Source organism: Streptomyces sp. NPDC058052, from assembly GCF_042885515.1.
Lineage (GTDB): Bacteria > Actinomycetota > Actinomycetes > Streptomycetales > Streptomycetaceae > Streptomyces.
The window spans coordinates 87,480-110,370 of record NZ_JBHVRX010000002.1 but is presented as its reverse complement, the minus strand read 5'-3'; the positions used below and the strand labels follow the sequence as shown (position 1 = coordinate 110,370).

At 72.9% G+C, this 22,891-nt stretch carries 23 protein-coding genes; 19 read left to right on the top strand and 4 right to left on the bottom strand.

Annotation, left to right across the window (positions count from 1 at the left end):
* Window positions 1–83 precede the first annotated feature (83 nt).
* From asnB to ACFVU3_RS03015, 16 genes are all read left to right on the top strand, one after another.
* Entirely contained in the window at window positions 84–2,273 is a 2,190-nt protein-coding gene (gene asnB, locus ACFVU3_RS03090) for an asparagine synthase (glutamine-hydrolyzing) (RefSeq protein WP_390063163.1), read from the top strand.
* Window positions 2,273–3,088 carry a type II CAAX prenyl endopeptidase Rce1 family protein gene (locus ACFVU3_RS03085; RefSeq protein WP_390063161.1) on the top strand — a complete coding sequence of 272 codons (816 nt, stop codon included), beginning with the start codon at window positions 2,273–2,275 and terminating at the stop codon, window positions 3,086–3,088. The genes asnB and ACFVU3_RS03085 overlap by 1 nt, the downstream gene beginning before the upstream one ends.
* Window positions 3,085–3,867 (top strand): hypothetical protein, encoded by a 783-nt coding sequence (locus tag ACFVU3_RS03080; protein ID WP_390063159.1) that lies wholly within the window; start codon window positions 3,085–3,087, stop codon window positions 3,865–3,867. Before ACFVU3_RS03085 ends, ACFVU3_RS03080 begins: the two co-directional genes overlap by 4 nt.
* On the top strand, window positions 3,867–4,145 hold the full coding sequence (locus ACFVU3_RS03075) for a PqqD family protein (RefSeq protein ID WP_390063158.1): 279 nt from the start codon (window positions 3,867–3,869) through the stop codon (window positions 4,143–4,145). The genes ACFVU3_RS03080 and ACFVU3_RS03075 overlap by 1 nt, the downstream gene beginning before the upstream one ends.
* 2 nt (window positions 4,146–4,147) lie before the next feature.
* Entirely contained in the window at window positions 4,148–5,209 is a 1,062-nt protein-coding gene (locus tag ACFVU3_RS03070; RefSeq protein ID WP_390063156.1) for a diiron oxygenase, read from the top strand.
* Between the two features lie 17 nt (window positions 5,210–5,226).
* The gene (locus tag ACFVU3_RS03065; protein ID WP_390063154.1) at window positions 5,227–6,363 is read left to right on the top strand and encodes a hypothetical protein; all 1,137 of its coding nucleotides are present in this window, start codon (window positions 5,227–5,229) and stop codon (window positions 6,361–6,363) included.
* A gap of 64 nt (window positions 6,364–6,427) precedes the next feature.
* Complete coding sequence (locus ACFVU3_RS03060) at window positions 6,428–7,105, top strand: hypothetical protein (protein WP_390063153.1); 678 nt, start codon at window positions 6,428–6,430, stop codon at window positions 7,103–7,105.
* Window positions 7,105–7,848, top strand: coding sequence for a hypothetical protein (locus ACFVU3_RS03055; RefSeq protein ID WP_390063152.1), 744 nt, complete (start codon window positions 7,105–7,107; stop codon window positions 7,846–7,848). Before ACFVU3_RS03060 ends, ACFVU3_RS03055 begins: the two co-directional genes overlap by 1 nt.
* Complete coding sequence (locus ACFVU3_RS03050; protein ID WP_390063150.1) at window positions 7,845–8,576, top strand: alpha/beta hydrolase fold domain-containing protein; 732 nt, start codon at window positions 7,845–7,847, stop codon at window positions 8,574–8,576. The genes ACFVU3_RS03055 and ACFVU3_RS03050 overlap by 4 nt, the downstream gene beginning before the upstream one ends.
* Window positions 8,573–9,391: a formyltransferase family protein gene (locus tag ACFVU3_RS03045; protein WP_390063149.1), complete on the top strand. Its 819-nt coding sequence runs from the start codon at window positions 8,573–8,575 to the stop codon at window positions 9,389–9,391. Before ACFVU3_RS03050 ends, ACFVU3_RS03045 begins: the two co-directional genes overlap by 4 nt.
* A complete protein-coding gene (locus ACFVU3_RS03040; RefSeq protein ID WP_390063147.1) occupies window positions 9,388–10,395 on the top strand; it encodes a nucleoside-diphosphate kinase in 1,008 nt (335 codons plus the stop codon). The genes ACFVU3_RS03045 and ACFVU3_RS03040 overlap by 4 nt, the downstream gene beginning before the upstream one ends.
* The gene (locus ACFVU3_RS03035; RefSeq protein WP_390063651.1) at window positions 10,392–11,723 is read left to right on the top strand and encodes an aminotransferase class III-fold pyridoxal phosphate-dependent enzyme; all 1,332 of its coding nucleotides are present in this window, start codon (window positions 10,392–10,394) and stop codon (window positions 11,721–11,723) included. The genes ACFVU3_RS03040 and ACFVU3_RS03035 overlap by 4 nt, the downstream gene beginning before the upstream one ends.
* Window positions 11,716–11,919: a (2Fe-2S)-binding protein gene (locus ACFVU3_RS03030; RefSeq protein ID WP_390063145.1), complete on the top strand. Its 204-nt coding sequence runs from the start codon at window positions 11,716–11,718 to the stop codon at window positions 11,917–11,919. Before ACFVU3_RS03035 ends, ACFVU3_RS03030 begins: the two co-directional genes overlap by 8 nt.
* Window positions 11,916–12,611 carry an HAD family hydrolase gene (locus ACFVU3_RS03025; RefSeq protein ID WP_390063144.1) on the top strand — a complete coding sequence of 232 codons (696 nt, stop codon included), beginning with the start codon at window positions 11,916–11,918 and terminating at the stop codon, window positions 12,609–12,611. Before ACFVU3_RS03030 ends, ACFVU3_RS03025 begins: the two co-directional genes overlap by 4 nt.
* Before the next feature lie 3 nt (window positions 12,612–12,614).
* On the top strand, window positions 12,615–13,766 hold the full coding sequence (locus ACFVU3_RS03020) for an insulinase family protein (protein ID WP_390063143.1): 1,152 nt from the start codon (window positions 12,615–12,617) through the stop codon (window positions 13,764–13,766).
* Window positions 13,767–13,802: 36 nt separating this feature from the next.
* Window positions 13,803–14,456 (top strand): hypothetical protein, encoded by a 654-nt coding sequence (locus ACFVU3_RS03015; protein ID WP_390063142.1) that lies wholly within the window; start codon window positions 13,803–13,805, stop codon window positions 14,454–14,456.
* Window positions 14,457–14,524: 68 nt separating this feature from the next.
* Here the strand turns inward: ACFVU3_RS03015 and manA are convergent, their stop codons facing one another.
* Both manA and ACFVU3_RS03005 read right to left on the bottom strand, forming a co-directional pair.
* Entirely contained in the window at window positions 14,525–15,709 is a 1,185-nt protein-coding gene (gene manA, locus ACFVU3_RS03010) for a mannose-6-phosphate isomerase, class I (RefSeq protein WP_390063141.1), read from the bottom strand.
* 154 nt (window positions 15,710–15,863) lie between these two features.
* Window positions 15,864–16,619, bottom strand: coding sequence for an ABC transporter permease (locus tag ACFVU3_RS03005; protein WP_390063139.1), 756 nt, complete (start codon window positions 16,617–16,619; stop codon window positions 15,864–15,866).
* A gap of 326 nt (window positions 16,620–16,945) precedes the next feature.
* Here ACFVU3_RS03005 and ACFVU3_RS03000 point away from each other — a divergent pair, with 326 nt between their 5' ends.
* Both ACFVU3_RS03000 and ACFVU3_RS02995 read left to right on the top strand, forming a co-directional pair.
* Window positions 16,946–18,445 (top strand): DHA2 family efflux MFS transporter permease subunit, encoded by a 1,500-nt coding sequence (locus ACFVU3_RS03000; RefSeq protein WP_390063138.1) that lies wholly within the window; start codon window positions 16,946–16,948, stop codon window positions 18,443–18,445.
* 86 nt (window positions 18,446–18,531) lie between these two features.
* Complete coding sequence (locus ACFVU3_RS02995; RefSeq protein ID WP_390063136.1) at window positions 18,532–19,293, top strand: hypothetical protein; 762 nt, start codon at window positions 18,532–18,534, stop codon at window positions 19,291–19,293.
* 28 nt (window positions 19,294–19,321) lie between these two features.
* Here the strand turns inward: ACFVU3_RS02995 and ACFVU3_RS02990 are convergent, their stop codons facing one another.
* Together ACFVU3_RS02990 and ACFVU3_RS02985 are read right to left on the bottom strand one after the other, a co-directional pair.
* Window positions 19,322–20,473, bottom strand: coding sequence for a S1 family peptidase (locus tag ACFVU3_RS02990; protein ID WP_390063134.1), 1,152 nt, complete (start codon window positions 20,471–20,473; stop codon window positions 19,322–19,324).
* A 137-nt stretch (window positions 20,474–20,610) separates the two neighbouring features.
* The gene (locus tag ACFVU3_RS02985) at window positions 20,611–21,459 is read right to left on the bottom strand and encodes a TauD/TfdA family dioxygenase (RefSeq protein ID WP_390063133.1); all 849 of its coding nucleotides are present in this window, start codon (window positions 21,457–21,459) and stop codon (window positions 20,611–20,613) included.
* 175 nt (window positions 21,460–21,634) lie between these two features.
* On the opposite strand from ACFVU3_RS02985, the gene ACFVU3_RS02980 reads away from it, so the two are divergent.
* Window positions 21,635–22,882: an ABC transporter substrate-binding protein gene (locus tag ACFVU3_RS02980; protein WP_390063131.1), complete on the top strand. Its 1,248-nt coding sequence runs from the start codon at window positions 21,635–21,637 to the stop codon at window positions 22,880–22,882.
* The last annotated feature ends 9 nt before the right edge of the window (window positions 22,883–22,891 follow it).

Here is a 22,891-nt window from a genome sequence, read left to right as displayed (position 1 = left end):
CGCACCCCTAGGGGTGCGGCACGTCCGCAGCATCGTCTCCATGATCGAAAATTGCTAGTGCGGGTGGGAGTCCTATGTGCGGTTTGGCCGGAGTTGCCGTGTTCGGAGGCGGCTCGCTCGGCGGTGAGGCGGACGATCTGCTCCGGCGCATGGCCGGCGTGGTCGCGCACCGCGGGCCCGACGCCGAGGCGTTCCACCGGTCCGGACCCGTGGGTCTGGGCTTCGTCCGGCTCTCCCTCGTGGATCCGGTCGGGGGAGGCCAGCCGCTCAGCACCGACGACGGATCCCTCGTACTGATCGCCAACGGGGAGATCTACAACCACCGGGAGCTCGCCGCGGGACTGCCGCAGGGCACCCGGCTCAGGACCGGATCCGACTGCGAGGTCCTGCTCCATCTCTACCGCCGCGACGGCCTGAACTTCCTGGACCGCGTCCGCGGCATGTTCTCCCTGATCCTGTGGGACCGGGACCGCAACCGCCTGGTGTTCGCCAGGGACCGGTTCGGCATCAAGCCGCTGTTCTACCACCGCGACGACCAGCGCATCGTCTTCTCCTCGGAGATCAAGGCGCTCTTCCAGGACGCGGCCACGCCGCGCCGGATCGACTGGGCCGGCGCCCTGTCCGACCAGCTGATGACCGGCGCCATGGTCTTCGACGACAGCGCGCCCCGCACCTGGTACGAGGAAATCGAGCTCGCGCCGGCCGGGTGCATCGTCACCTTCGACCTGGGCAGCGGCGAGACGCACACCCACCGCTACTGGGACTTCCCGGACTTCGACGGGGCGTCCACCGGCTCCGAGACCGACCTCATCCGTTCTTACGGAGAGACCCTCGCCGCTTCGGTCGAAGAATGCGGAATGGCCGATGTGGAGATCGGCCTTTTCCTCAGCGGAGGAATCGATTCGGCCGCGGTCGGTGCTCTTTCGAGTGTGAAGCCGCGTTCATTCACCGCATTGAATGGCAGCACTTTCGGTAATGCCGATGCTGAATACGGACATCGCATCGCCGGCTGGCTCGGATTGAGGAACGACCAGATCCTCTTCGATACGTCGGCCGTGCCCGGAGTCGAGGAATGGAAGCAGTTCCTCTGGCTTCTGGAGACACCGCTCGCGGGACCCGAGTCGTTCTACAAGTACGAGATGTACCGCTACGTCGGAGCCCACGCGCCCGAGATCAAGGCGATGCTCCTCGGCGGTGGAGCGGACGAGTTCAACGGCGGCTACTCGATGTCCTTCGCCGGCGGCGGGGACTGGTCCGACTTCGTCGCGAACGTGAACCGGATGGGGATCCGCAGCGACCAGCAGCGCAGGCCCGACCTCGGCGCCTGGTGGGACCAGTCCGACCTGCCCCTCGTCCGGCCCTCCGCCCTGCGCGAGGCCGCGGGCGGCGACCGGCGCGACCCGTACGAGATGCTGTACCGCTGGAAGTACCGCGACGTGCAGCAGTACAACTGCTGGCACGAGGACCGCTCGGCCGCCGGTAACGGCATCGAGGCCCGCGTCCCGTTCCTCGACCACCGCCTGGTCGAACTCATCGCCGCCGTCCCCGAGCAGCTGCGCCCCAGCCTCATCTGGGACAAGCAGATCCTGCGCCGCGCCATGGTCGGCGTCCTCCCCGAAGAGGCGATCGCCCGGCCGAAGATCCCCTTCTTCTACGGGGACGGCGTCCAGCACACCTACCGCACCTTCACCCGGATGCTCGCGCAGCAGGGCGACCGGCTGCTCGACGAGGCGCTCAGCGGCCCCGGAGCCCGGCAGTACCTGGACGCCGACAACATCAGGGCCACGCTGCGCGGGCTGGAGCAGGACCCGACCGCCGGCCACGTGGAGTTCCTGCTCCGCGTCGTCAACCTCGGCCTCATGGAACAGCTCACCGCCGACCTCCCGGGCCCGCTCGCGCAGGCCACCAAGGCACCCGTCCCGGCCTCCGTCCGCGTGACCGACTGGGACGCCCAGGCCGAGGAGATCGAGGCCGCCGTCCTGCGCCGCCCGCCGGTCGACTTCGAGGACGTCCTCGCCCTCGACGACAGCGTCATGCTGCTGCACTCGCCGGACGACACCACGACGTGGTTCGTGATCGTCAACGGCACGGTGGAGTTCGTCGTCGACGAGACGGACACCCCCGAATGGCTGGGCCTGCTCCGCGCCCTGGACGGCGTACGGAGCCTGGACAAGGTACTCGAAACCCTCGGCCACCCCCGGGAGACCGTGGAGCCGTTGATCGCCGACGCCCTCGAACTGGGCATCCTCACGAGCGCGTCGGAGGTGCAGTGATGGCAGACGTCATCCAGACCGGCCCGGAGAACGACACGTCCACGGAGACGGCCGGGGCCAAGCGGCCCTACGCCTCCTCCTTCGACCGCGCCGGCTACGTGTTCGACTCCCGGCGGGTCATCGCGATCTCCTGCGTCGCCGCCTTCGCCATCGGCCTGTGGAGCTTCGGCTCCACGACCACCCGCGTCCTCGCCGGCCTGCTGGTGATCGAGACCGCCCTGATGATCCTGCCCTGGCGGGTCCCCCGGACGATGCGCAGCGGGATCAGCTTCTGGGCCGAGACGCTCGTGGGCCTCATCGCCCCGCTCGGCGCGCTCGTCCTCGTCGCCGTCGACCGCCCCGAGTGGCTGACCCAGGGCGCCGACTGGTGGTGGTTCCTGATCGCCGTCGCCACGACCGTCGGGCTCGTCTCCCTCAGCAACATGCGCATGAAGTCGCTGCTCTCGGGCGAACTGGCCTTCGTCTTCGGGCCGACCCCCCGGGCGCACGGCTCGGCCCGCGCCTTCGCCAGCGCGATCTGCCCCGTCGGCGAGGAGGCGCTCTTCCGCGCCCCCGTGCTGCTCGTCGGAGCGACGACCCCGCTGGGTCTGCTCGGCGCCATCGCCTTCGTGGCACGCCACCACATCCAGCCGGGCACCAACCGGCGCGGTACGACCCGGTCGACCCTCGTCGAGATCAGCGCCGCCGCCGTCCTGCTCCTTCTGACGGTTGCCTCGGGCTCCATCTACCCCGCCCTGCTGGCGCACGTGCTCAACAACATTCCGACGATCGTGCTGGAGCTGCAGCGCGAGGACGACGACAGGGGCTGGTCATGAAGCTCGATCTGAGTGGCTGCATCGACGAGCTGCGGCGCCGGGGCCTCGTGCCCGACGACACCCTGGCCGTGTTCAACGTCGGCTCGGTCGCCCGCGGCTGGGCGAACCCCAGCAGTGACTTCGACTTCTACCTGGTGTCCCGCACGGTCCCCGGGATCGAGGGCGCCCGCACAGTGCCCGTCCCGCTCGCCCACGAGACGATCAGCACCTTCGACTTCCCGTTCGAGGACCGTCGCTGGGAGGTCGCGTACTGGCTGGACTCCCAGGTCGACCAGATGCTCGCCAAGGTCTCCTGGTCCGAGTTCGACGCCGGCGTCTCCTCCCTCAAGGTCATGGTCGACACCGAGGAGCTGTTCCTGGAGCGGATCTCCACGGGCATGCCGCTGCTCGGCGAGGACTGGGTGCAGCGGCGCCGGGCGGAGCTCGACGACACGGCGTACAAGGCGTTCGTCACCACCAGGTCGCTCGCGGAGGCGGACGGCAACGTGGAGGACGCCCTCGGCATGCTGGACGTCGGCGACCTCGTGAGCGCCGTGATGGCGGCCCGCAAGGCACTCGGCCACGCGACCGACGCCGTGCTCGAAGGCTCCGGCAACTACGGCTCGCGCACCCCGAAGTGGCGCGCCCGCCGGGTCAAGGAAGCCGACCTCGACGTACTGCCCTTCAAGACCTTCTGGGCCCTGGAGACCATGGCCGACTACGACGAGGCCGACCCGGCCGAGTGGGTCCGGCGGGTCGTGAAGCTGTGCAAGGACCTTTCGATCGAGGTGGAGATCTGATGTCGACCCCCCAGTCCTTCGTCCCCGAGACCGTGCCGCGCCGCAAGCTCGAGGCCCGCGTGCGCAAGTTCCGCGGCAAGCTCTTCGTCGCCAACGCCTCGCTGGCCTTCGAGCTCGACGAGGTCGCCGAGTTCATCTTCAAGCAGGTCGACGGCACCGCCACCGTGCGCCAGATCGGCGAGAAGGTGGCCGCCACGTACGACATCTCCGCGGACGAGGCGGTCGCCGACACCCTGGAACTGCTGACCGAGCTCGCCGGCAACGGCATGGTCGAGTAGCCATGTGCGGCATCGTGGGCATGTTCGTCGGCTGCACAGCGCTGTCCTACTGTCCCAAGCAGCTCCTCGCGCGCCCGGGCCGGACGCCCGGGTCGCCCGAGGAGACAGGGACACGGCCCGGCTCCCCGGAGACCCCGGAGGCCGAGTACCGCAGCCCGTTCGGGAGCTGGTACGAGCGCGCCGCCGTACGGCAGGCACCACGCCGGATGCTGGAGAGCGACGAGAAGGAGCGCTACTACTTCTCGCCCGACCTCGTCCCCATCGCCCAGCACCCGCTGGTGAAGGGACTGCCGGAGGGCCGCTTCGAGGAAGTGCTCGTCCAGCACCTCTACCGCTACCTCGACTTCACCGCGCGCCTGGAGTACGTGGTGGTCAACCGGACCGTCCTCGGCATCGCCCAGGGCTCCGTCGGGGTGGAACTCCCGGAGGAGATGCGGTTCGACGCCTACAAGATCTACTGCGACGAGGCGTACCACACGCTCTTCTCCGTCGACCTGGCCCGGCAGGTGCGGCAGCGGACCCGGATCACCCCCCGGCTGCCCGAGGAGCCGTACTTCCTGGCCCGGCTGCGGGCCATCCAGGAGGAACTCCCCTCCCAGGACCGGGCGCTGGCGGAGCTGCTCTTCGTCATCGTCTCGGAGACGCTCATCTCCGCGAGCCTCGCCGAGGTGCCCGAGCGGTCCGACGTCGTCGCCGCGGTCCGCAGCACCGTCCGCGACCACGCCTCGGACGAAGGACGGCACCACGCCTACTTCGCCGTCTTCCTGCGCCACCTGTGGGGACAGCTGTCCCCGTCGGAGCGGCGCACGGCGGGGCTGCTGGTCCCGCGGCTGATCGAGGCGTTCCTCCGTCCCGACCTGCCGGCCGTCCGGCACGAGCTCGACGGGTACGGACTGAGCCGCGACGAGGCGGAGCGGGTGATCGCGGAGACGTACACACCGGAAGCGGTGGGAGCGCACCTGGCCGCCACGTCGCGGCAGACCGTCAGGTACTTCGAAGGACTCGGTGCATTCGACGACCCGGAAGCGGCGGACGAGCTCCGCCGCCACGGGATCGTTGCGTAACAGAGAAAGAAGCTGCAATGGGCAACGCAATTGTGGAAGAGCCGCAGGAGGCGCTGGGACTCCCGGTCGAGGTGCACTGTCACGGCTTCGGCGAGGTGGACTTCTCGGAGTTCGGGGCACTCGACCTCCTCCTGCTCGACAGGAAGTGCGCCGAGGAGAACGTCGCCTGCATCCCCACGCTCTACCTCCGGCGGTCGAAGCTGGGCGAGTTCGAGCAGTTCATGCGGCGCTACCACGCCATGCGGACGGCCGGCCGGATCCCCCACATCGTGGGCATCGCGCTGGAGGGCCCGCTGCTGGCCAGCCACGGCGGCACGCCCGCCACCACCGTGTGGGCGCCGACCCGCCACGAGTGGGAGCGGCTCGCGGTCCTCGGCGACCTCGGCCTGGTCTACACCGTGGTGAGCCCGGACGCCTTCACCAGCGCGTCCGGACTCCACGACAACCTCGACGACCGGCACCCCCGCTTCGACTGGATCGTGCCGCTGCTCATGGCGCACGGGGTCAGGCCCGCCCTGGGCCACTTCACCCGGGACGAGCCCAAGGGCGCGGCCGAGCTGGTCCACGACATCGTGGACCTCGCGTGGGAGAGCGAGTTCAACGGCTCGGGCACCCGGGTCATCACCGACCACCTCTTCAACGACATGCCGCTGAACATCCGGCACGCCTTCCGGACCTCCGCCGCCCGCGCGAAGCGCGAGAGCACCATCGCCGCGTACGACCTCCCGGGCTGGACGCTGGCCGACATGGACACCATCGCCGGGCCCGTCCCCGCCGCGATCATGCAGGAGGCGGCGGCCGGCCGGATCGCGGCCTGCATCAACTTCGACGGCGAGCACGTCGACCTGGAGATCGCGAGCAGGGCCGTCGAACTCATGGGGTTCCGCAACTCCATGATGATGACCGACCGCTGCGACTCCGCGCGGATCGGTGGCCAGGCCCTCCACCAGACCGACGACAACGGCCTCTGGTACCAGGACGGCGGGATCGTCGCCGCGGGCTCGCAGCCGCTGGCGCGCCAGATGCGCAACGCGCGAGGCATGGGGGTCACGGACGAGCCGCTGTGGCAGCTGGTGGCCGGTACGGCCCACCGCGCCTTCGGCACCGGAGCCGAGACCGAACTGCCGGCGGGAGTGGGCACCACCACCGGCTGACCGGGGCCGGCCGGAAGCCCGCCCACCATCCCACCCCGAACGTGGACGCAAGAGGGAGTACAACATGCTGGACGCACTTGACCGCCTCACGGTGGACTGGTCGGACCTCCAGAAGGCACGGGCCCAGACCAAGGAGATCCTGCTCGCCCTGTCGGAGGACAAGGACGCGCTGCGGGAGCTCCTGGAGCGGTCCCGCGAGGAGGAGGACCTCTTCGACAAGTGTGAGCACCACCGCCTCCTCGACAAGCTCGTCATCTACGACGCCCTGGACCGCGGCTTCCGCATCCGCGTGCACGTCTCCACCGAAGACCACCGGGACCGTCCGCACGACCACCGCTTCTCCTTCACGTCGCTGATCATGCGCGGCGGCTACCGCCACGTCCGCCACCAGCTCGTCGGCCGCCCGGAGGACATCCCGGACGACGTCCAGGACGACTTCGACGCCCGCGACAGCGACCTGCGCGTCGAACCGCGGTTCGTCACCAACGAGATGCGGGGCAACTGCTACACGCTCCACCACAGCGAGATCCACACCACGTACACCACGCCCGACACGGTCTCGCTCTTCCTCCGCGGGCCGGCCGAGAAGGAGCGCTCCCTCATCACCGAGCGCGAGACCGGCAAGGTCTGGTGGCGCTTCGGCGAGGACAAGGAGAAGGCGGAGCGCCGGACGAGCAAGCGCATCAGCAAGGCGTACTTCGACGAGCTGACCCAGCGCCTGCAGGGGATGGAGGTCCTCTGATGACCGCGACGACCGATGCGACGAACGGGACGACGAGCGACGTGACCACCGGGACGACCACCACCGCGCTCGACAGCGACGTCACCGAGGCCGCCGCCGTCGCCTTCATGGACTCCCTGCCCTCCGTGCGCTGGGACGACCTGGAGGCGGCCGCCGAGGTCACCGAGGCCATCGCCCGCCGGATCGGCGACGACCGCGCCCTGCTGCGCACCCTCGTCGACCGGGTGCGCCGCACCCCCGAACTGCGCGACAAGTGCGAGTGCCACGCGCTCGACGACAAGATCGTGATCTGGGACGCCCCCGAGAAGGGCCTCCGGATCCGGCTGCGGCTGGCCAACACCGACCAGTACGAGCGCGTGCACAACCACCGCTTCAGCTTCACCGCGTACATCCTCAGCGGCGCCTACGAGCACACGCTGTACGCCACGGACCAGCCGCTCGACGAGACCGCGGACGTCACCCGCTTCTGGCCCTACTTCGTGCGCCAGGAGCCGGCCGGCCGCAGCATCACGCTCCACCACGAGCAGCTGCACACCACCATCACCGAGCCCGAGACCATCTCCCTGATGATCCAGAGCCCGGCGCAGAAGCGGCGCGCCTTCATGATCCGCAAGGACGACGGGCACGTCTGGTGGCGCGAGGGCGCCGCCGACGAGACCGCCGAGCGCCGTGCCGAAGTCCGCATGAGCGACGAGCGTTTCGAGCACTGGGTCGCACGGCTGGAAGCGATCGGAGTGCTGTGAGCATCGTCGAGAGCGTCCTGCGCTACGGGCCGTCCTCCTGGCACCGCATCGACCTGTACGGCCCGGGGGACCAGCAGGTGCGGTCCCGGATCGTGCTGTTCCACGGAGGTTTCTGGCGCCACGACCGCATCGCCCGCGACCTCGAACCGCTGGCGGTCGCGCTGGTGCGCCGTGACCGCGCCGTCGCCGTGGTCGAGTACCGGCCGGTGTGGGACGGCGGCAGCTGGCCCGGCGCGGCCGACGACGCCGCGCTCGCGCTCGGGGCGCTCTCGGCGCACGACCCCGCCTGGGACGACGCGGTGCTCGCCGGCCACTCGGCCGGCGCGCACCTCGCGATGTCGGCGGCGGCCGGACAGGGAGCCGGACGCGGACTCGTGCTCCTGGCCCCCGTGGTCGACCTCGACCACGCCGTCTCCCTGGACGTCGGCGGCGGCGCCGTGACCCACTTCGCGGGCCCGCACCTCGCCTCCGGCGGCACCCTCGCCGAGGCCACCCCCCGCCCCGACCGCGCGGACGTGGCCACCCTGGCCGTCGTACGCGCCGGCAGCGACCAGGCCGTCCCCGACGCGCTCACCGACCTCCAGCTCGCCGACTGGCGCACGGCCGGCCTCGGACCCGTGGAGCACGTCGTTCCGGACGCCCGCCACATGCACCTGGTCAACCCCGACCGGCCCGGCTGCTCCGTCACCCTGGAGCTCCTCGCCCCCGCCGCGGGAGCGCTCTCGTGAACGCCGCGCCCCACGCGACCACCCCGCTCGGGCCGGACCGGCCGTCCGGGCCCCTGCGCATCGGCGTCCTCGTCTCCGCGACCGGCGCGAACCTGGGCACCCTGCTGGACCTGCGCGACCGGGAGCCGGACGCCTTCGACGTCTGCCTGGTCGCCTCCCACGGCACCACCGCCAAGGCCCTGGACGTCGCCAGGGACGCCGGCGTGGAGACCTGGACCGGCGACTTCGACGCGCACTGCGGACTCGCCTCCCGCGCCACCACGCCCGAGGACGCCCTCCGCTACCGCCGGCGCGCCCGGGAGTGGCACGACGGACTCGACGCGCGCATCGCCGCCTGGGAGGCGGAGCACGGCGCCCTGGACCTCGTCGTGCTCGCGTACCACCGCTGGATCGAGGGCGCCCTCCTGGACCGCTTCCGCGGCCGCATGATCAACCAGCACCCGGCGGACCTCTCGGTGCTCGACGCCGACGGCGGACGCCTGCTCACCGGCAAGGACCCGGTACGGCTCGCCATGGCGGAGGGCCACACCACCACCCGGACGTCCTGCTTCGTGGTCGACGGCACCCAGGACGGCGGAGCGGTGCTCTGCATGGGCCCGCCCGTCGACGTCGAGACCCGACAGGCCACGCCCGACGACGCCTGGGAGCAGGAGCTGCGGCAGAAGACGCTCAGCGACCGGCCCTGCCTGGAATGGACCGTGCGCGCCTTCGCGGCCGGCCGGCTGGCCCTGGGCGCGGACACCCACGCGGACGGCAGCCGGACCGTCCTGATCGACGGCCGGCCCACGGCCCTCGGCGGAAAGAGGCTCGGATGAGGACCGCATCGGCGACCCCCGGATCGGCCGTGGCCGCGACGGCGCTGGACACCCTGACGGCGGACCCCGCCAAGCGCGAGGTCTACCGCTACGACACCTACCTGCGGGAAGGGCTGCGCAGCTTCGCCGGCGTGACCGGGCTGCACCGGAGCCACGACTTCACCTTCGTCGTGCTGAAGCCGGACGCCGTCGCGGGCCGGCGCTGCGAGCTGATCCTCGGCATCCTGCGCGACGAGGGCTGGCTGCCGGCCGCCGCCACCACGATCCGGTTCGACCCCCTGCTCACCCGCGAGCTGTGGCGCTACCAGTTCAACGCGGCCTCCGAGCAGCGCATCGACGTGGTCGACCACCTGCTCGGCTCCGGCCCCGCCCTGCTGGTCCTGCTGCGCGACGTCCGCAGGCCGCCCGGGATGCCCGCCAGCGTGCGCCTGACCGCCGCGAAGGGCTCGGCCGACCCGGAAGCGGCCCGCCACGCGGACCTGCGGACCAGGATCGGACGCGTCAACGGCCTGCTCAACTTCATCCACACCGCGGACGACCCGGCGGACGTCGTCCGCGAGCTCCAGCTCTTCTCGTACCAGGCGGGCTGGGAGTGGTGCCGCGAGGCGCTCGCGGGAGACGCCCCCCGGGCCGCCGAGCGCGCGCGGTCGGCCGATCCCGCGCACGCCCTGCTGGACGTCGTGCACGCCGCGATCCCCGCCCACGACCTGGACGTCGACGCGGCCCTGGGCCGGCTCTCCCGCAGCACCGGCGTCTGGGCCGAACTGGCCCGGCGGGCCGGCACCCCGGAGCAGATCGGCGAGTGGCTCGCCGAGCTGCGGCGCGGGACGGCCCTCCCCGACGGCGCAGGCCGCTGGGACGTCGTCACCGTGACCACCCAGTGGATCGATTGCAACGAACACGGTGTCGCCCCGATCCTGCCCACCTCCTCGGCGGCGGCATGGCGGGCGGACACCGACGAACGGCTCCGCACGGAGCAGGAGGTCGCAAGTTGTCGAGTGTGACGGGCGGGCCCGCGGTCCCGCCGTTCGCGGGCGCGGGGAACCTGATCTACCGGTCGGCCGTGGTGCCCCGGTTCGTGCGGGGCTCCGGGTGCTACCTGGAGGCCGACGACGGCCGCCGCTACCTGGACGCCGAGGCCGCGAACGGCACGGTGGCCTGGGGCTACGACGCCTCCATCCTGCAGGAGGCGGCCCGCCGCTGCCTCGACCTGCCGGCGCTGCCGTCGTTCTGCGAGTCGCCCCTGCGGCTGTCCGTCCTGGAGCGCCTGGAGCGCCTCTTCTCGGACGTCCTCGGCACGCCCGGACGCGTCGAGCTGGACCTCGGCGGAGCCCAGGGCATGGAGACGGCCCTGCGCATCGCCTTCAGCGCCAACGGCCCCGGCACGGTCGTCGTGTTCGAGGGCGCCTTCCACGGCCGCTCCGGCGTGACCAGCATGCTGAGCTCCAGCCCGCGCTACCGCGAACTGCTCGCCGCCTGGGGACTGGAGGTCGTCCGGCTGCCCAGCCCCGACGCCCGGACCTGCCCGCACGTGGACCCGGTCTCCGGCCGCTGCGGACCGGGCTGCGTCAGCGCGGTGACGCGCTGGGGCTCCGAACTGTCCGGGGTCGGCGGCGCGGGGTTCGGCCGCAAGGTGTCGGCGTTCATCTTCGAGTCCGTCCAGAACGTGGGCGGCATGGTCGTCCCCGACCCCGAACTGCTCCGGGCGGCCGTCGCCCACGCGCGCGGCCAGGGCGCCGTGGTCATCGCCGACGAGATCTTCACCGGCATGCACCGGGTGGGCCCGCGCTGGGGCTTCCAGCTGTCGGGCGTCGAGCCGGACGTGGTCGTGACGAGCAAGGGGCTCAGCAACGGCGGCGCGGCGCTGAGCGCGGTGTGGGCCCGCGAACCGCTGGCCGACGCCACCCACTACCCGCCCGGCAGCCACTCGTCGACGTACGTCGGCATCCCGCACGCCCTCGCCGTCGTCGACACGGTCCTCGACCGCTGGGACGCGTGGAAGGACGTCGAGGCGGACGTCGCCGCCCTGGCCGGAGGCATGGCCGAGCGGCTGACCGCCCTCGCGGAGGCCCACCCCGGGCTCGTCGACCGCGTCGACGCCACGGGCGGCACCGCGCGCATCGTGCTCCGCGGCGCGCACGCCCCGCGCCTGCGGCAGCTGTGCGCCACCGTCCACCCCGACCTGGGTCTGCTGGTCGCCTCGACGGGCATGGCCCCCGACGTGATCAACATCCACCCGCCGCTGGTGATCACCCCGGACGACCTGGACCGGATGGCCGAGGTCCTCGACCTGGCCTTCCGCGCGCTGGCGGAGGAGGAGTCGCATGCGTGACGCGGACGACCCCACGGTCTGCATCTGCCAGGAGGTGACCGAGAAGGAACTCCTCGCGGCCGTGGCCCTCGGCCACCACGACCTGCCGGCGCTCCGCGAGGCCACCGGGGCCAACACCGGGTGCGGCGACTGCGCGGTCGACATCGAGGAACTCCTGGAGTTCGCGCTCCCGGACGGGCGGACGAGCCTCCGGTGAACCCCGTCGAACTGATCGTCTTCGACAACGACGGCGTGCTGGTCGACTCCGAGCGCCAGGCCAACCAGCTGCTGGCCGAGATGCTCACCGAGGCGGGTCTGCCGACCACGCTGGAGGAGAGCATCCGGACGTACATGGGGGGCACCTTCGACCGGGTACGCCGGCTGGCCGAGGAGCGGGCCGGCTTCCCGCTGCCCGAGGACTTCCAGGACCGCTTCCAGCGGCGCCTGATGGATCTGCTGCGCACCGAGCTGAGGCCGATGGCGGGTGCCCGCGCGCTCCTGGAGTCGCTGGCCGCCCGGGGGACGCGCTTCTGCGTGGCCTCCAGCTCCCACCGCGAACGGCTCGACCTGACGCTGAGGGTGACCGGCCTGGCACCGCTCCTGGGGGACCGGGTGTTCAGCGCGGACGAGGTCGCGGCCGGCAAGCCCGCCCCCGATCTGTTCCTGCACGCGGCCGCCGGGATGGGCGTCGACCCCGCGCGGGCGCTCGTGGTGGAGGACAGCCCGCTGGGTGTGGAGGCCGCCCGGGCCGCCGGGATGCGCGTCGTCGGCTTCGCCGCGACGACACCGGCCGACCGGCTGGCCGGCGCCGACCACGTCATCGCGTCGCTCGACCTCCTGCCCGGCCTGATCGACGCGCCGGTACGCGAACCCGGTCGGCGCACCGGCATCCGACACGAGAAGGCGTGATCCATGTTCCTGGTGATACCCGCGAAGGACGACGTGACGGTCACGGTCGTCCTGCCGACCGGCCTGCGTGACCACGACGAGGCCGCCGCCGCGGCGCTCGCCCCGTTCTCCCGCGGCGTCCTCACCGCGACCGCCGGCCCGGACGGTACGACCCTGGAGGCGTTCCTCGCCTCCCGCGGCGCCGCGGCCGCGGCGGCCGTCGGCCACGAGACGCTCGCCTTCCGGTGCCGGATGCCGCTGGACGCGGCCGAGGACTGCCTGCCCGCCTTCCTGGCGGCCGTGGCGGACCCCGCGCCGGCCGCCGGGGGCGACCGGCCGCAGGGCGGGGACCCGCACGGCGAGGACCCGGCCGACGCCCGCCGCGCGGCGCACGCGATGCTGCGGGAACTCCTCTTCGCCGACCACCCCCTGGCCCGTACGGCCTCCGGCCGCAGCGGTACGCCCGGCCCGACCGCCCCCCACGGGGACGTGCCGGAGCTCGGGACCCCGGTCGTGGTCGTGGCGGCGCCGGACGGACGCGCGTCCGCCGTCCTGGAGATCCTGGAGAAGGCCCTGCCCGGGGAGTCCGCTCCCGCCGGCCCCGACGGGCGCGAGGCACCGCCCCTGGAGGTCTTCTCGACCGGCGGTCTCAACCTGCGCTCCGCCGCGGGCGCCGCCCGCGCCCGGGTGGCGGCCGGCGGCATCGCCGCGGCCAGGACGGACCGGGCCGCCGTCGCCGCCCTGCGGGTGCTGGCCGAACTCCTCGGCGACGGCGCGGGCTCCGCCCTCCGCCGGACCCTGAACACCGACGTCGGCATCGACTGCGCCCCGGAGGCCACGTACGAGGGGTACCAGGACTGCGGGCTGTTCCAGGTCGAGCTGGACCTCGACACCGCGGACGTCGCCATCGTGGAGTCCCTCGTCCGCGAGCTGCTGGAACTGACCGCCGCGGGCCGCCTCGGCGAGGCTGCCTTCCTGGCGGCCCGGACCGCCGCGGCCGACCGGGCCGCGGCCGAGGCGTCCGACGTGCCGCTGGCGTCGTACCGGGCCGCCGTCGAGGCCCTCGACGGCGATGGGGCCGGCGACCCCGCCGGGCGCCCGGAGCGGGTGACCCGGGAAGAACTCGCGTCGGCGGCCGCCGGGGTGCTCCGCACCTACTCGGTCGCGGTCGTCTGAACGGCCCCCGGCCGACGGAACTTGGAGAGTGGAGACATGGACCGCAATTTGACCCGGCTGACGCGCCTCGACTGGTCGCGGATCGAGGTGGCCGAGCACGTGGCCGGCCAGGTGACCCACGCGATCGGCTCTCCGGGCGCCCTGCGCGAGCTGATCGACAACGCCCTGGACGACACCCAGCTGCTGGGTCTGTCGGAGCGTCAGTGGTGGGGCGACCGGATCGTCCTCTTCGACGACCCCGACAGCATGCTCCGCATCCGGCTCCACCGCTTCGACCAGGGCACGCACTTCCCGCACAGCCACCGCTGGCCCTTCCACACCCGGATCCTGAAGGGCCAGTACCTCCACCGCCTGTACGGCCCCGAGGAGTACGTGAAGGCCCAGCTCCAGGGGGAGAACCCCAAGCCGCTGGTGCCCAGCACCATCCGGACCGAGGGCGAGGGCTCCTCGTACGCCATCGACCAGCACATGGTGCACTCGGTCACCTCGGCGACCAACACCTTCTCGCTGGTGATCCAGGGGCCCCGGCTGAAGTCCGAGTCCCTGCGCACCGCGCAGAACGGGTCGATCATCTGGAAGGGCGGCCGGGCGACCGAGACCAAGGCCGCCGTCGAACAGGTCGAGATGCCGAAGGACCGCCTGCTGGAGGTCCGCGAACTCGCCCTCCGCACGGGCGTGATCGACCGCTGAACCCCCGTCCGGGGCGCGCGGTCGACCCCGCGCCCCGGACGGGCCCAACCGCCCAGCTGCCCGGCCGCTCAGCCGACGGCCGCGACGAACAGCGTCGCCCCGCCCTCCGCGGTCACCCCGGCGTCCGAGGCCGACAGGAAGCACGACTCGCCGCGGCCGAGCTTGAGCTCCTCGCCGGAGGCGTCCCGCAGCACCGCGTCGCCCTCGACGCACAGCACGATCCGCGGCCCGCCCTCCAGCACGCCGACCGGCGCGCCGTCGAGGAGGAACCGGTACAGCCGGAACTCCGGCGCGGTGGAGTCGTACACCGACACCGCCGGCGACCCGGGCAGCGCGCGCGGCAGCAGCACCGGCACCTCGACCGCGGGGTCGACGACCCGGAGCAGCTCGGGCACGTCCACGTGCTTCGGCGTGAGCCCGGCGCGCAGCACGTTGTCCGAGTTGGCCAGCAGCTCCACGCCGACCCCCTTGATGTAGGCGTGCACGCCGCCGGCGGGCATGAAGAGCGCTTCCCCCGGCCGTACGGTCAGATGCCGGAAGAGGAGCGACGCGAGCAGGCCGATGTCCCCGGGGTGGTCGGCGGCCATCCGCACGACCGCGTCGTACGCCCCCGCCCGCGCCCCGCCGTCCGCCGCGAGCCGGGCGCAGGCCGACACGACCGCGTCGAGCAGCTCCGGCCGCTCCCGCACGGGCCAGGTCAGCACCAGGCGCAGCGCCTCCGTCAGCCGCTCCGGTCCGCCGCCGGCCCGCAGCGCCCCGGACACCGGCCGCAGCAGGTCGATCCCGAGCCCGTCGACCACGTCGCCGGCCTCGTGGGCGTCCCGGAACCCGGCCAGTACCTCAAACGGCGTCAGCGCGCACAGGATCTCCGGCTTCGGCCAGTCGTCCACGTAGGTCCGCGCACCCCCCTCTCCCCGCTCCGCGGCGAACCCCGCCTCGGCCCGGGCCCGGTCGGGGTGCACCTGGATCGACAGCGCGGTCTCGGCGGCGAGGACCTTCAGCAGGAACGGCAGCCGGCCGCCGAAACGCTCCCGGCACTCCCCGCCGAGCTCTCCCTCGGGGTCGGCCGACACCACCGCGTCGAGCGTCGTCTCCCGCCCGCCCCGGACGACCCCGGAGGGGGCCGAGGGGTGGGCCCCCATCCACAGCTCGGCCTCCGGCCCCGCGGACGGGACCGGACGCCCCTGGAGGGCGGCGATGACGTGCCTGGAGCCCCAAGCGTACGGCTGGACGACAGGTCGAAGAAGATCCATCCGATCAACGTACTGCGAGTGTGCCGCGGAACACGAGACTCCGATTTCCGCCGTGTCCGCCCCGCATATCGGTGAACCGGGTACGTGAACCTTGAACTTGACGCGCGTGCGGGACGGCGGCCTTCCCCGCCGCAGCGGCTCCGGCACAGACGGTCTAAGGGAGCGGGTCCTCGGCCCGGACGAGGCGCTCACGGGCCACGAGCTCCAGGGTCAGGGCGGTGGCGACCGCCTGCACCAGCAGGAGCGCGACGAGGACGAACAGCTGCACCGCGCCCGCGTGCAGGGGGGACGCGCCGCCCAGGAGCATGCCCACGAAGGCGCCCGGCAGGGTGACCAGACCGACGGTGCGGGTCTGGTCCATGCCCGGCAGGAGGGCGTCGGCCGCGGCGGGGCGCGCCACCTCCATGCGCGCCTCGCGCCCGCTCAGCCCGAGCGCCAGCCCCGCCTCCACCTCGCCCCGGCGCAGGGCCAGTTCGTCGAGGGCCCTGCGCCCCGCGAGGACCGTGGCGGTGAGCGCGCCGCCGATGAGGATGCCGGTGACGGGCACGAGCGCGATGCCCCGCGCCGGTACGACTCCGGTGGCGAGCAGCACGAGCACCACGGGCGCGACCCCGGCGCCGATCGGGACCGCCGTCCACGGCCAGGAGCGCCCGGGCGACGGGACCACCCGCCGGCCCGCGGTGCGCACCGCGACCGCGTACATGAGCAGCAGGAAGCAGAGGAGCAGCGGCGCCGCGCGGACCACCCAGCCGATGACGAAGGAGACCGCGACGAGCTGCGCGGCGGCGCGTGCCCCGGCGAGGAGCGTGTCACGCGGCCGGCCGAGCCGGGCGACGGCGACCACCCCGGCCGCCAGGGCGAGCAGAACGGCCAGCAGGACCGCGAAGGTCACGTTCACGTTCAGGAGCACGCGCCAACCCTATGGTCGCTCCCGGCGTACGAGCCCGATGCGCCCCGCCCGATGCGCGACGCCGGGTGCGCGACGCCCGGTGCGCGACGCCCGGTTCACGACACCCGCGCGCGGACGAACGGCCCACCGTACGGCGGTCCGAGACGCGGATCACGGTGCCGGGACTCTCCGAAAACCCCGCCCGGTCCGTCCCGAGTCGGCAAAATCGTTTGAGCTCGGGCGGCGGCACCGACAGGATCGGGGGATACCGATGAGTTCTTCCCGGCGCCGAGGTCTGTCGAGGTGACCTGCCACCTGCGGAGGACACTCACATCACGGAAGGCGCCATGCTCGCTCCCCACGCAACACCCACCCTCCCGCCCGCCCGCGTCACCGCCGTGCTGCGGATCCTCGTGCTGTCCACGTTCGTCGTCCTCCTCAACGAGACGATCATGGTCAACGCGATCCCGCGCCTCATGCGCGAGTTCGAGGTCAGCGCGGCGGCCGCGGGATGGCTGTCCACGGCCTTCATGCTCACCATGGCCGTCGTCATCCCGGTCACGGGATGGTTCCTCCAGCGCGTGACGACGCGGACCGCCTTCAGCCTGGCCATGGCGCTGTTCCTGGCCGGCACGGCGCTGGCCGCGGCCGCGCCCGCCTTCCCCGTCCTGCTGGCCGCCCGCGTCATCCAGGCCAGTGGCACGGCCGTCATGATGCCGCTGCTCATGACGACGCTGATGACTCTCGTGCCGCCGCACGACCGCGGCCGCGTCATGGGCAACATCACCCTCGTCATCTCGGTCGCACCCGCCCTCGGCCCCGCGTTCTCCGGCGTGCTGCTCCAGCTGGGGACCTGGCGCCTGCTGTTCCTGGCCGTGCTGCCCATCGCCGGAGCGATGGCCGTCTTCGGCCGGCTCAAGCTGGTCGACATCGGCGAGCCGCAGGCGGGCCCGATCGACTGGCTCTCCGTCCCCCTCGCGGCGGCGGGCTTCGGTGCCCTGGTCTACGGCCTGAGCGGGCTCGGCGCCGAGAACGCTGCCCAGGCCGCGCTGCCCCCGGTCGCCACGACGCTGGCCGGTGCCGTGCTGGTCGGCCTCTTCGTCTGGCGCCAGCTGTTCCTCCAGCGCTCCTCCACCCCGCTGCTGGACCTGCGCGCCCTGACCTTCCGTCACTTCTCCGTGGCGCTGGCCCTGATGTGCCTGTCCTTCATGGCGCTCATGGGCGCGTTCATCCTCCTGCCGATCTATCTGCAGGAGGTGTGCGAGCTGACCTCGCTGCAGACCGGGCTGCTCCTCATCCCCGGCGGCCTGACCATGGGCCTGCTCGGCCCGCAGGTCGGCAAGCTCTACGACCGGTTCGGCGCGCCGCGCCTGGTCGTGCCCGGCGCCGCGCTCACGGCGCTCTGTCTCGCGCTGTTCGCCCTCACCGGCGAGCGGACCTCGCCGTGGGTGGTGCTCGTCCTGCACGTGGCCCTCAGCGCCGGCATGGCGTTCGTCTTCACCCCCGTCTTCACCTCCGGTCTCTCCGTCCTGCCGCCGCACCTCTACCCCCACGGCTCCGCCATCCTGGGCTCGCTCCAGCAGGTCGCGGCCGCCGCCGGCACCGCCCTGGTCATCAGCGTCATGTCGGGCCACGCCGCCACGGCGGCGGCCGAGGGCGCCGGCGCCACCGGCGCGCTGGCGACCGGCATCCGCTGGGGATTCGGCGTCGGCGCCGTCCTCGGAGCCGTGGCCGTGCTGGTCGCGCTGCTCGTCCGCACCCCGCCGGTTCCGCAGCCGCCGGCCGCGCCGGAGGCGCCGGACGAGGACGACACCACGACGAGCAAGACCGCCCACACCCCCGGCTGACACCGGGGACGAGCGGCCCGCCCCGGCCCGGAGCCCCGGCTCCGGCCGGGGTTCCGTGTCTCCGCGGCCGTCAGGGCACCGCCCGGATGAGTACGCGTACTCACTCCGAGCCCGGTCGCCGCACCCATCCGCCGCGCGAACGCGCCCGCGTACGGTGCACGCATGCCCGACGCGATCACGCCCAGCACCGCCACCCCCGCCCCGCCCGGGCGGGGGGGGGTTCCTCCTGCCTCCGCGCGGCGCTGGGATGCGGCGGCGCCGCGCTCGCCGTCGTCCTCGTCCTGGTCGCCGGGCTCGCATGGGTGTCGTGGCGGTCGAAGGACTTCCCCCGCGTCGCCCCCGAGGAGATGGCGCACCGGGCCCTCCAGCGCTCCCAGGAGGCGTACGGGGTCATGGGGTTCGAGCGGACCCTCCCGCCCGGGGTCGAGTCCCTCGGCATCAGCACCGAGAACACGCTCGGCTCCGGCTTCTGCCACGACGGCGGCCTCCTGGGGATGGAGGACAAGAGCGTCGAGGGCGCCTACAGGATCAGCCACAGCTGGGCCCTGGACCGCGTGCCGGAGAGCCGGGCGGTGCCCGGACTGCGCCGGCTGCACCGCTTCCTCGTGGACGAGGGCTGGGAGGTCACGTCGTACCGCGAGGGCGGGCGGGGCAGGGACGGGGAGCTGTTCGTCCAGCGGGACGACGGCGACGAGCGGATGTCCTTCACCTGGTACCCCGACCGGGAGTACTTCACCGGCGGCGCCACCGTGCCCTGCGCGTACGACCCGGAGTGGCGCGAGGGCGACGCCGGTCCCGCGGGCGACGACCTGAGGCCGCCGGCCTTCGGGCCCGCGCCGCCCGTGTAGCCCCTGCCCGGCGGCCCGCCGTGCGGGGTCAGGCGGTGTGGAGGCGCAGACCGTAGCGGGCGAGGATCTCGTTGACCGGCTGGAACCACGTCTGGCCGCCGGAGGAGCAGTTGCCCCAGCCGCCGGAGGTCACTCCCTGGGCCTGGTCGCCGCTGAGGAACGAGCCGCCGGAGTCGCCGCCCTCGGCGCAGACGCTGGTCTTGGTCATCTGGTGGACGGCGCCCTGGCTGTAGTTGACCGTCTCGTTCTTGGCCAGGACCGTGCCGCAGTGCCAGCGCGTGGTCGAACCGGACCGGCAGATCGAGGCGCCGACCGGGGCCTCGGCCGAGCCGCGGACGAGCTGGTCGGGGACGGTGCCCCAGCCGAGCACCACGGGCACGGTCCACCAGCCGCTGTGGATCGAGACGTACGCGTAGTCGTCACCGGGGAACGACGAGCCCTGGAAGGTGCCCATCGCGGAACCGTCCCAGCCGCGCACCGCCGCGCCGGCCCGCCCGCAGTGCCCGGCCGTGACGAAGCCCCCGTGCACGGAGAAGCCGATCGAGCAGCGGACGTTGCCGGTGTAGTACGGGTCGCCGCCGACCGTGCCGGCCGCGTACGTGCGGGGCGCCCGTGCCGTCTCGGCGACGGTGACGAGCCCGTCGGCCAGGGCGCGCTCCACGAAGGACCGGACAGCGGGCGTGTGCCGCTCGCCCCGTACGACGTCGACCACGACGCTGTTGGACCGGGGGTCGACATGCCAGCCGGCCACTCCGGCGGGTGCGCGGAGCGCGTCGAGTCGGGCCTTGGCGCGGTCCAGGGCGGCGGCGCTGTGCCGGACCAGCCGGGTGTCGGCGCCCAGGGCGCGTACACCCGCCTCCTCGGAGCGGTCGGTCACGGCGACGACGAGCCGGCCGGCGGCCGGGTCGAACCAGGAGCCGCCGTAGGCGGCGCCGGTGCGCTCACGCGCGGCCCTCTCCACCTCGACGGCCGCCTTCTCGGCACGCAGCCGCCGCTCGGCCTGGTCGGCGGTGAGCCCGAGGTCCCGGCGCATCGCGTCGAGCAGTCCGGCCGAGGCGGACGGCGCGGCGGCGGGTTCCGGGAGGGGGGCGGCGTTCGCCGCGCCGGCGTGGGCGGCGCCCAGACCGACCGTCAGGAGCAGGGCGGCGAGGGCGGTGCGCAGGGGGGTGGTGCGTTTCACGGGACCTCCTGGTGTGGGGGGAGCCGAACGCTGAGAGCGCTCTCAGAGAGTGCCTACGAGAGGCTAGCGGCCCTCGCTTGTCAGGTCCATACCAGGTTCCGAGGTGGCGGGGCGGCACCCCCGAGGAGGAACGCGGGTCAGTCCGCCCAGACGCGCGCGTAGCAGCGCCGGTCCTGTCGCGCGCCCCCGTTCCTGAAGGGCGCCCTGCCGTGCAGGACGGCGGAGTTGTTCACGAGGAGCAGGTCTCCCCGGCGCAGGGGCAGGCTCTTCACCATCGACGGGTCCTGGAGCAGCGCCTCCATGGCCCGCAGGGCGCTCCGCCGGTCCGGGCCGAAGGGGCTGCCGGTCTCCTCCTGGCCGCGTTCGATCCAGTAGCGGTTGTAGTGCACCCGCAGGGCCCCGCCTTCGCGGCGGAACACCGGCAGGACGCGGTCGAAGTCCTCGCCGCGCCCGAAGCGGAAGTCCCGCCGGAGCTCCCTCAGGGCCTCGGGCCGTTCACCGGCCAGCCGGTCGTGGAGCGCCGGGCCGCTGGCCAGGAGGGACTCGCCGCCCTCGGGCGCCGGCCGGACGCACAGGAGCGCGAGGAGCCGGGGCGGACGAGGGCCCTCGCCGCGGTCCATGTGCGGGAGCAGCACCTGTTCGTCGCCGTTCGGGGGTGCGGCGGCGCCCGGGCCCGGCGCGCGGGGGACGGCGGGCGCCGTGGCCGCCGTCAGGAGCTCGTGGGCGGAGCGCTGGAGGCGGAGGCCCGCCGGGACGGACACGCGCGCGGTGGTCCGGGCGCACAGCTCGACGCACTCCCGGTCGGTGAGGCCCGCGAGTTCGAGCCCCCTGAGCACGGCGAACCCCGGCCCCCGCCACAGGGCGGCGTCGGCCCGGTCCACCGGCGCGCCGCCCGTGTGCGGCGCGGCCGGCAGCAGCCAGTCCTTCTCCTCCAGCGTGTCCGCCGTCCAGCTCGACGGCTCCCCGGCGCGGTGCGGTGCGGTCATCGGACTCCCCTCTCGGCCCCCTCACAGGCTGGCGGCACCGGAGCCGCTTCAAACCCGTCGGGGCGAGGAGGCGCCGGGACGCGGTGCGCCGGGGGAGCGTAATTGACGATGCGTCAGTTATTGACGGTTCGTCAGGTCGGTCACAGAATGCCGTCACCCGATGGAGGGATCGACTGTGCATCGACCGTTCCGCGTCCTCGCCGCCACGCTCACCCTGCTCCTCGTCACCGCCTGCAACTCCGCCTCCACCGGCGGAAGCACCCCGTCCTCCGCACGCGGAGTCACCGCCGACACGATCAAGGTCGGCGGCATCGTCTCCATGACCACCGCCAGCGGCTACTCCAAGAAGGACACCGACCTCGGAGCCCGGGCACGCTACGACCGGGCCAACGCCGAGGGCGGGATCAACGGACGGAAGATCGAGTACCTGGGCGCCGAGGACGACGGCCAGGACCCGGCCAGGAACCTGGCCGCGGCCCGCAAGCTCGTCCAGCAGGAGAAGGTCTTCGCCGTCTCCCCGATGAGCTCGGTCACCTTCGCCGGGGCGGATTTCCTCGACGCCCAGAAGGTCCCCACGGTGGGCTGGGGCACCCTCCCCTCCTTCTGCGGGCCGGACCACATCTACGGCTTCAACGGCTGCCTCGTGCCCATGCCCGGCGGCACCCTCAACCAGACCTGGCCCGAGAGCCTCGCGTCCGTCCTCGGCGGCGCGCGCGGCAAGTCGGTCGCGCTCATCGCCGGCGACAACGACGCCGGAAAGTTCGGCATCCGCACCTTCACCCAGGGGTTCAAGGCCGCCGGCTTCCAGGTCCCGTACGCCAAGGCCGTGGTGCCGGCGACCTCGATGCCCAGCGACTGGTCGGCCTACACCAAGGAGATCCTCCGCTCGGGCCCCGGCGGCGCCCCGCCGCACGCCGTGATCTCCGTGATGCAGACGCCGTACAACATCGGCCTGTTCACCGCCCTCAAGCGGTCCGGCTACAAGGGGGTCATCTCCGACCCGACGGACTACGACCCCGGACTGCTCGCGAAGAACGCGACGAAACAGGCCCTCGACGGGGTGCACGTGCTGCTCCAGTTCCAGCCCTTCGAGTCCGACAGTCCCGCCATGCGGCAGTTCAAGGAGGACATCAGGAAGGCGGCCGGCGGCAAGGACGTCCCCCTCAACATGCACATGATGACCGGCTACATGAGCGCCGACCTCTTCCTCTCGATCGCGGCGAAGGCCGGCAAGGACCTCACCGTGGAGTCCTTCCAGAAGGCCGCCGACGGCTTCTCCGACACCGGCACGCTCGTGGGCGACCGCGCCGAGCCCAAGGGGAAGAAGGAGAGCTTCGGCTGCGGGGCGCTCGTCCGGCTGAAGAACGGGCGGTACGAGGTGGCGGTGCCCTTCACGTGCTACCCGCCGATCCCCTTCGGCTGAGGCGCGCCG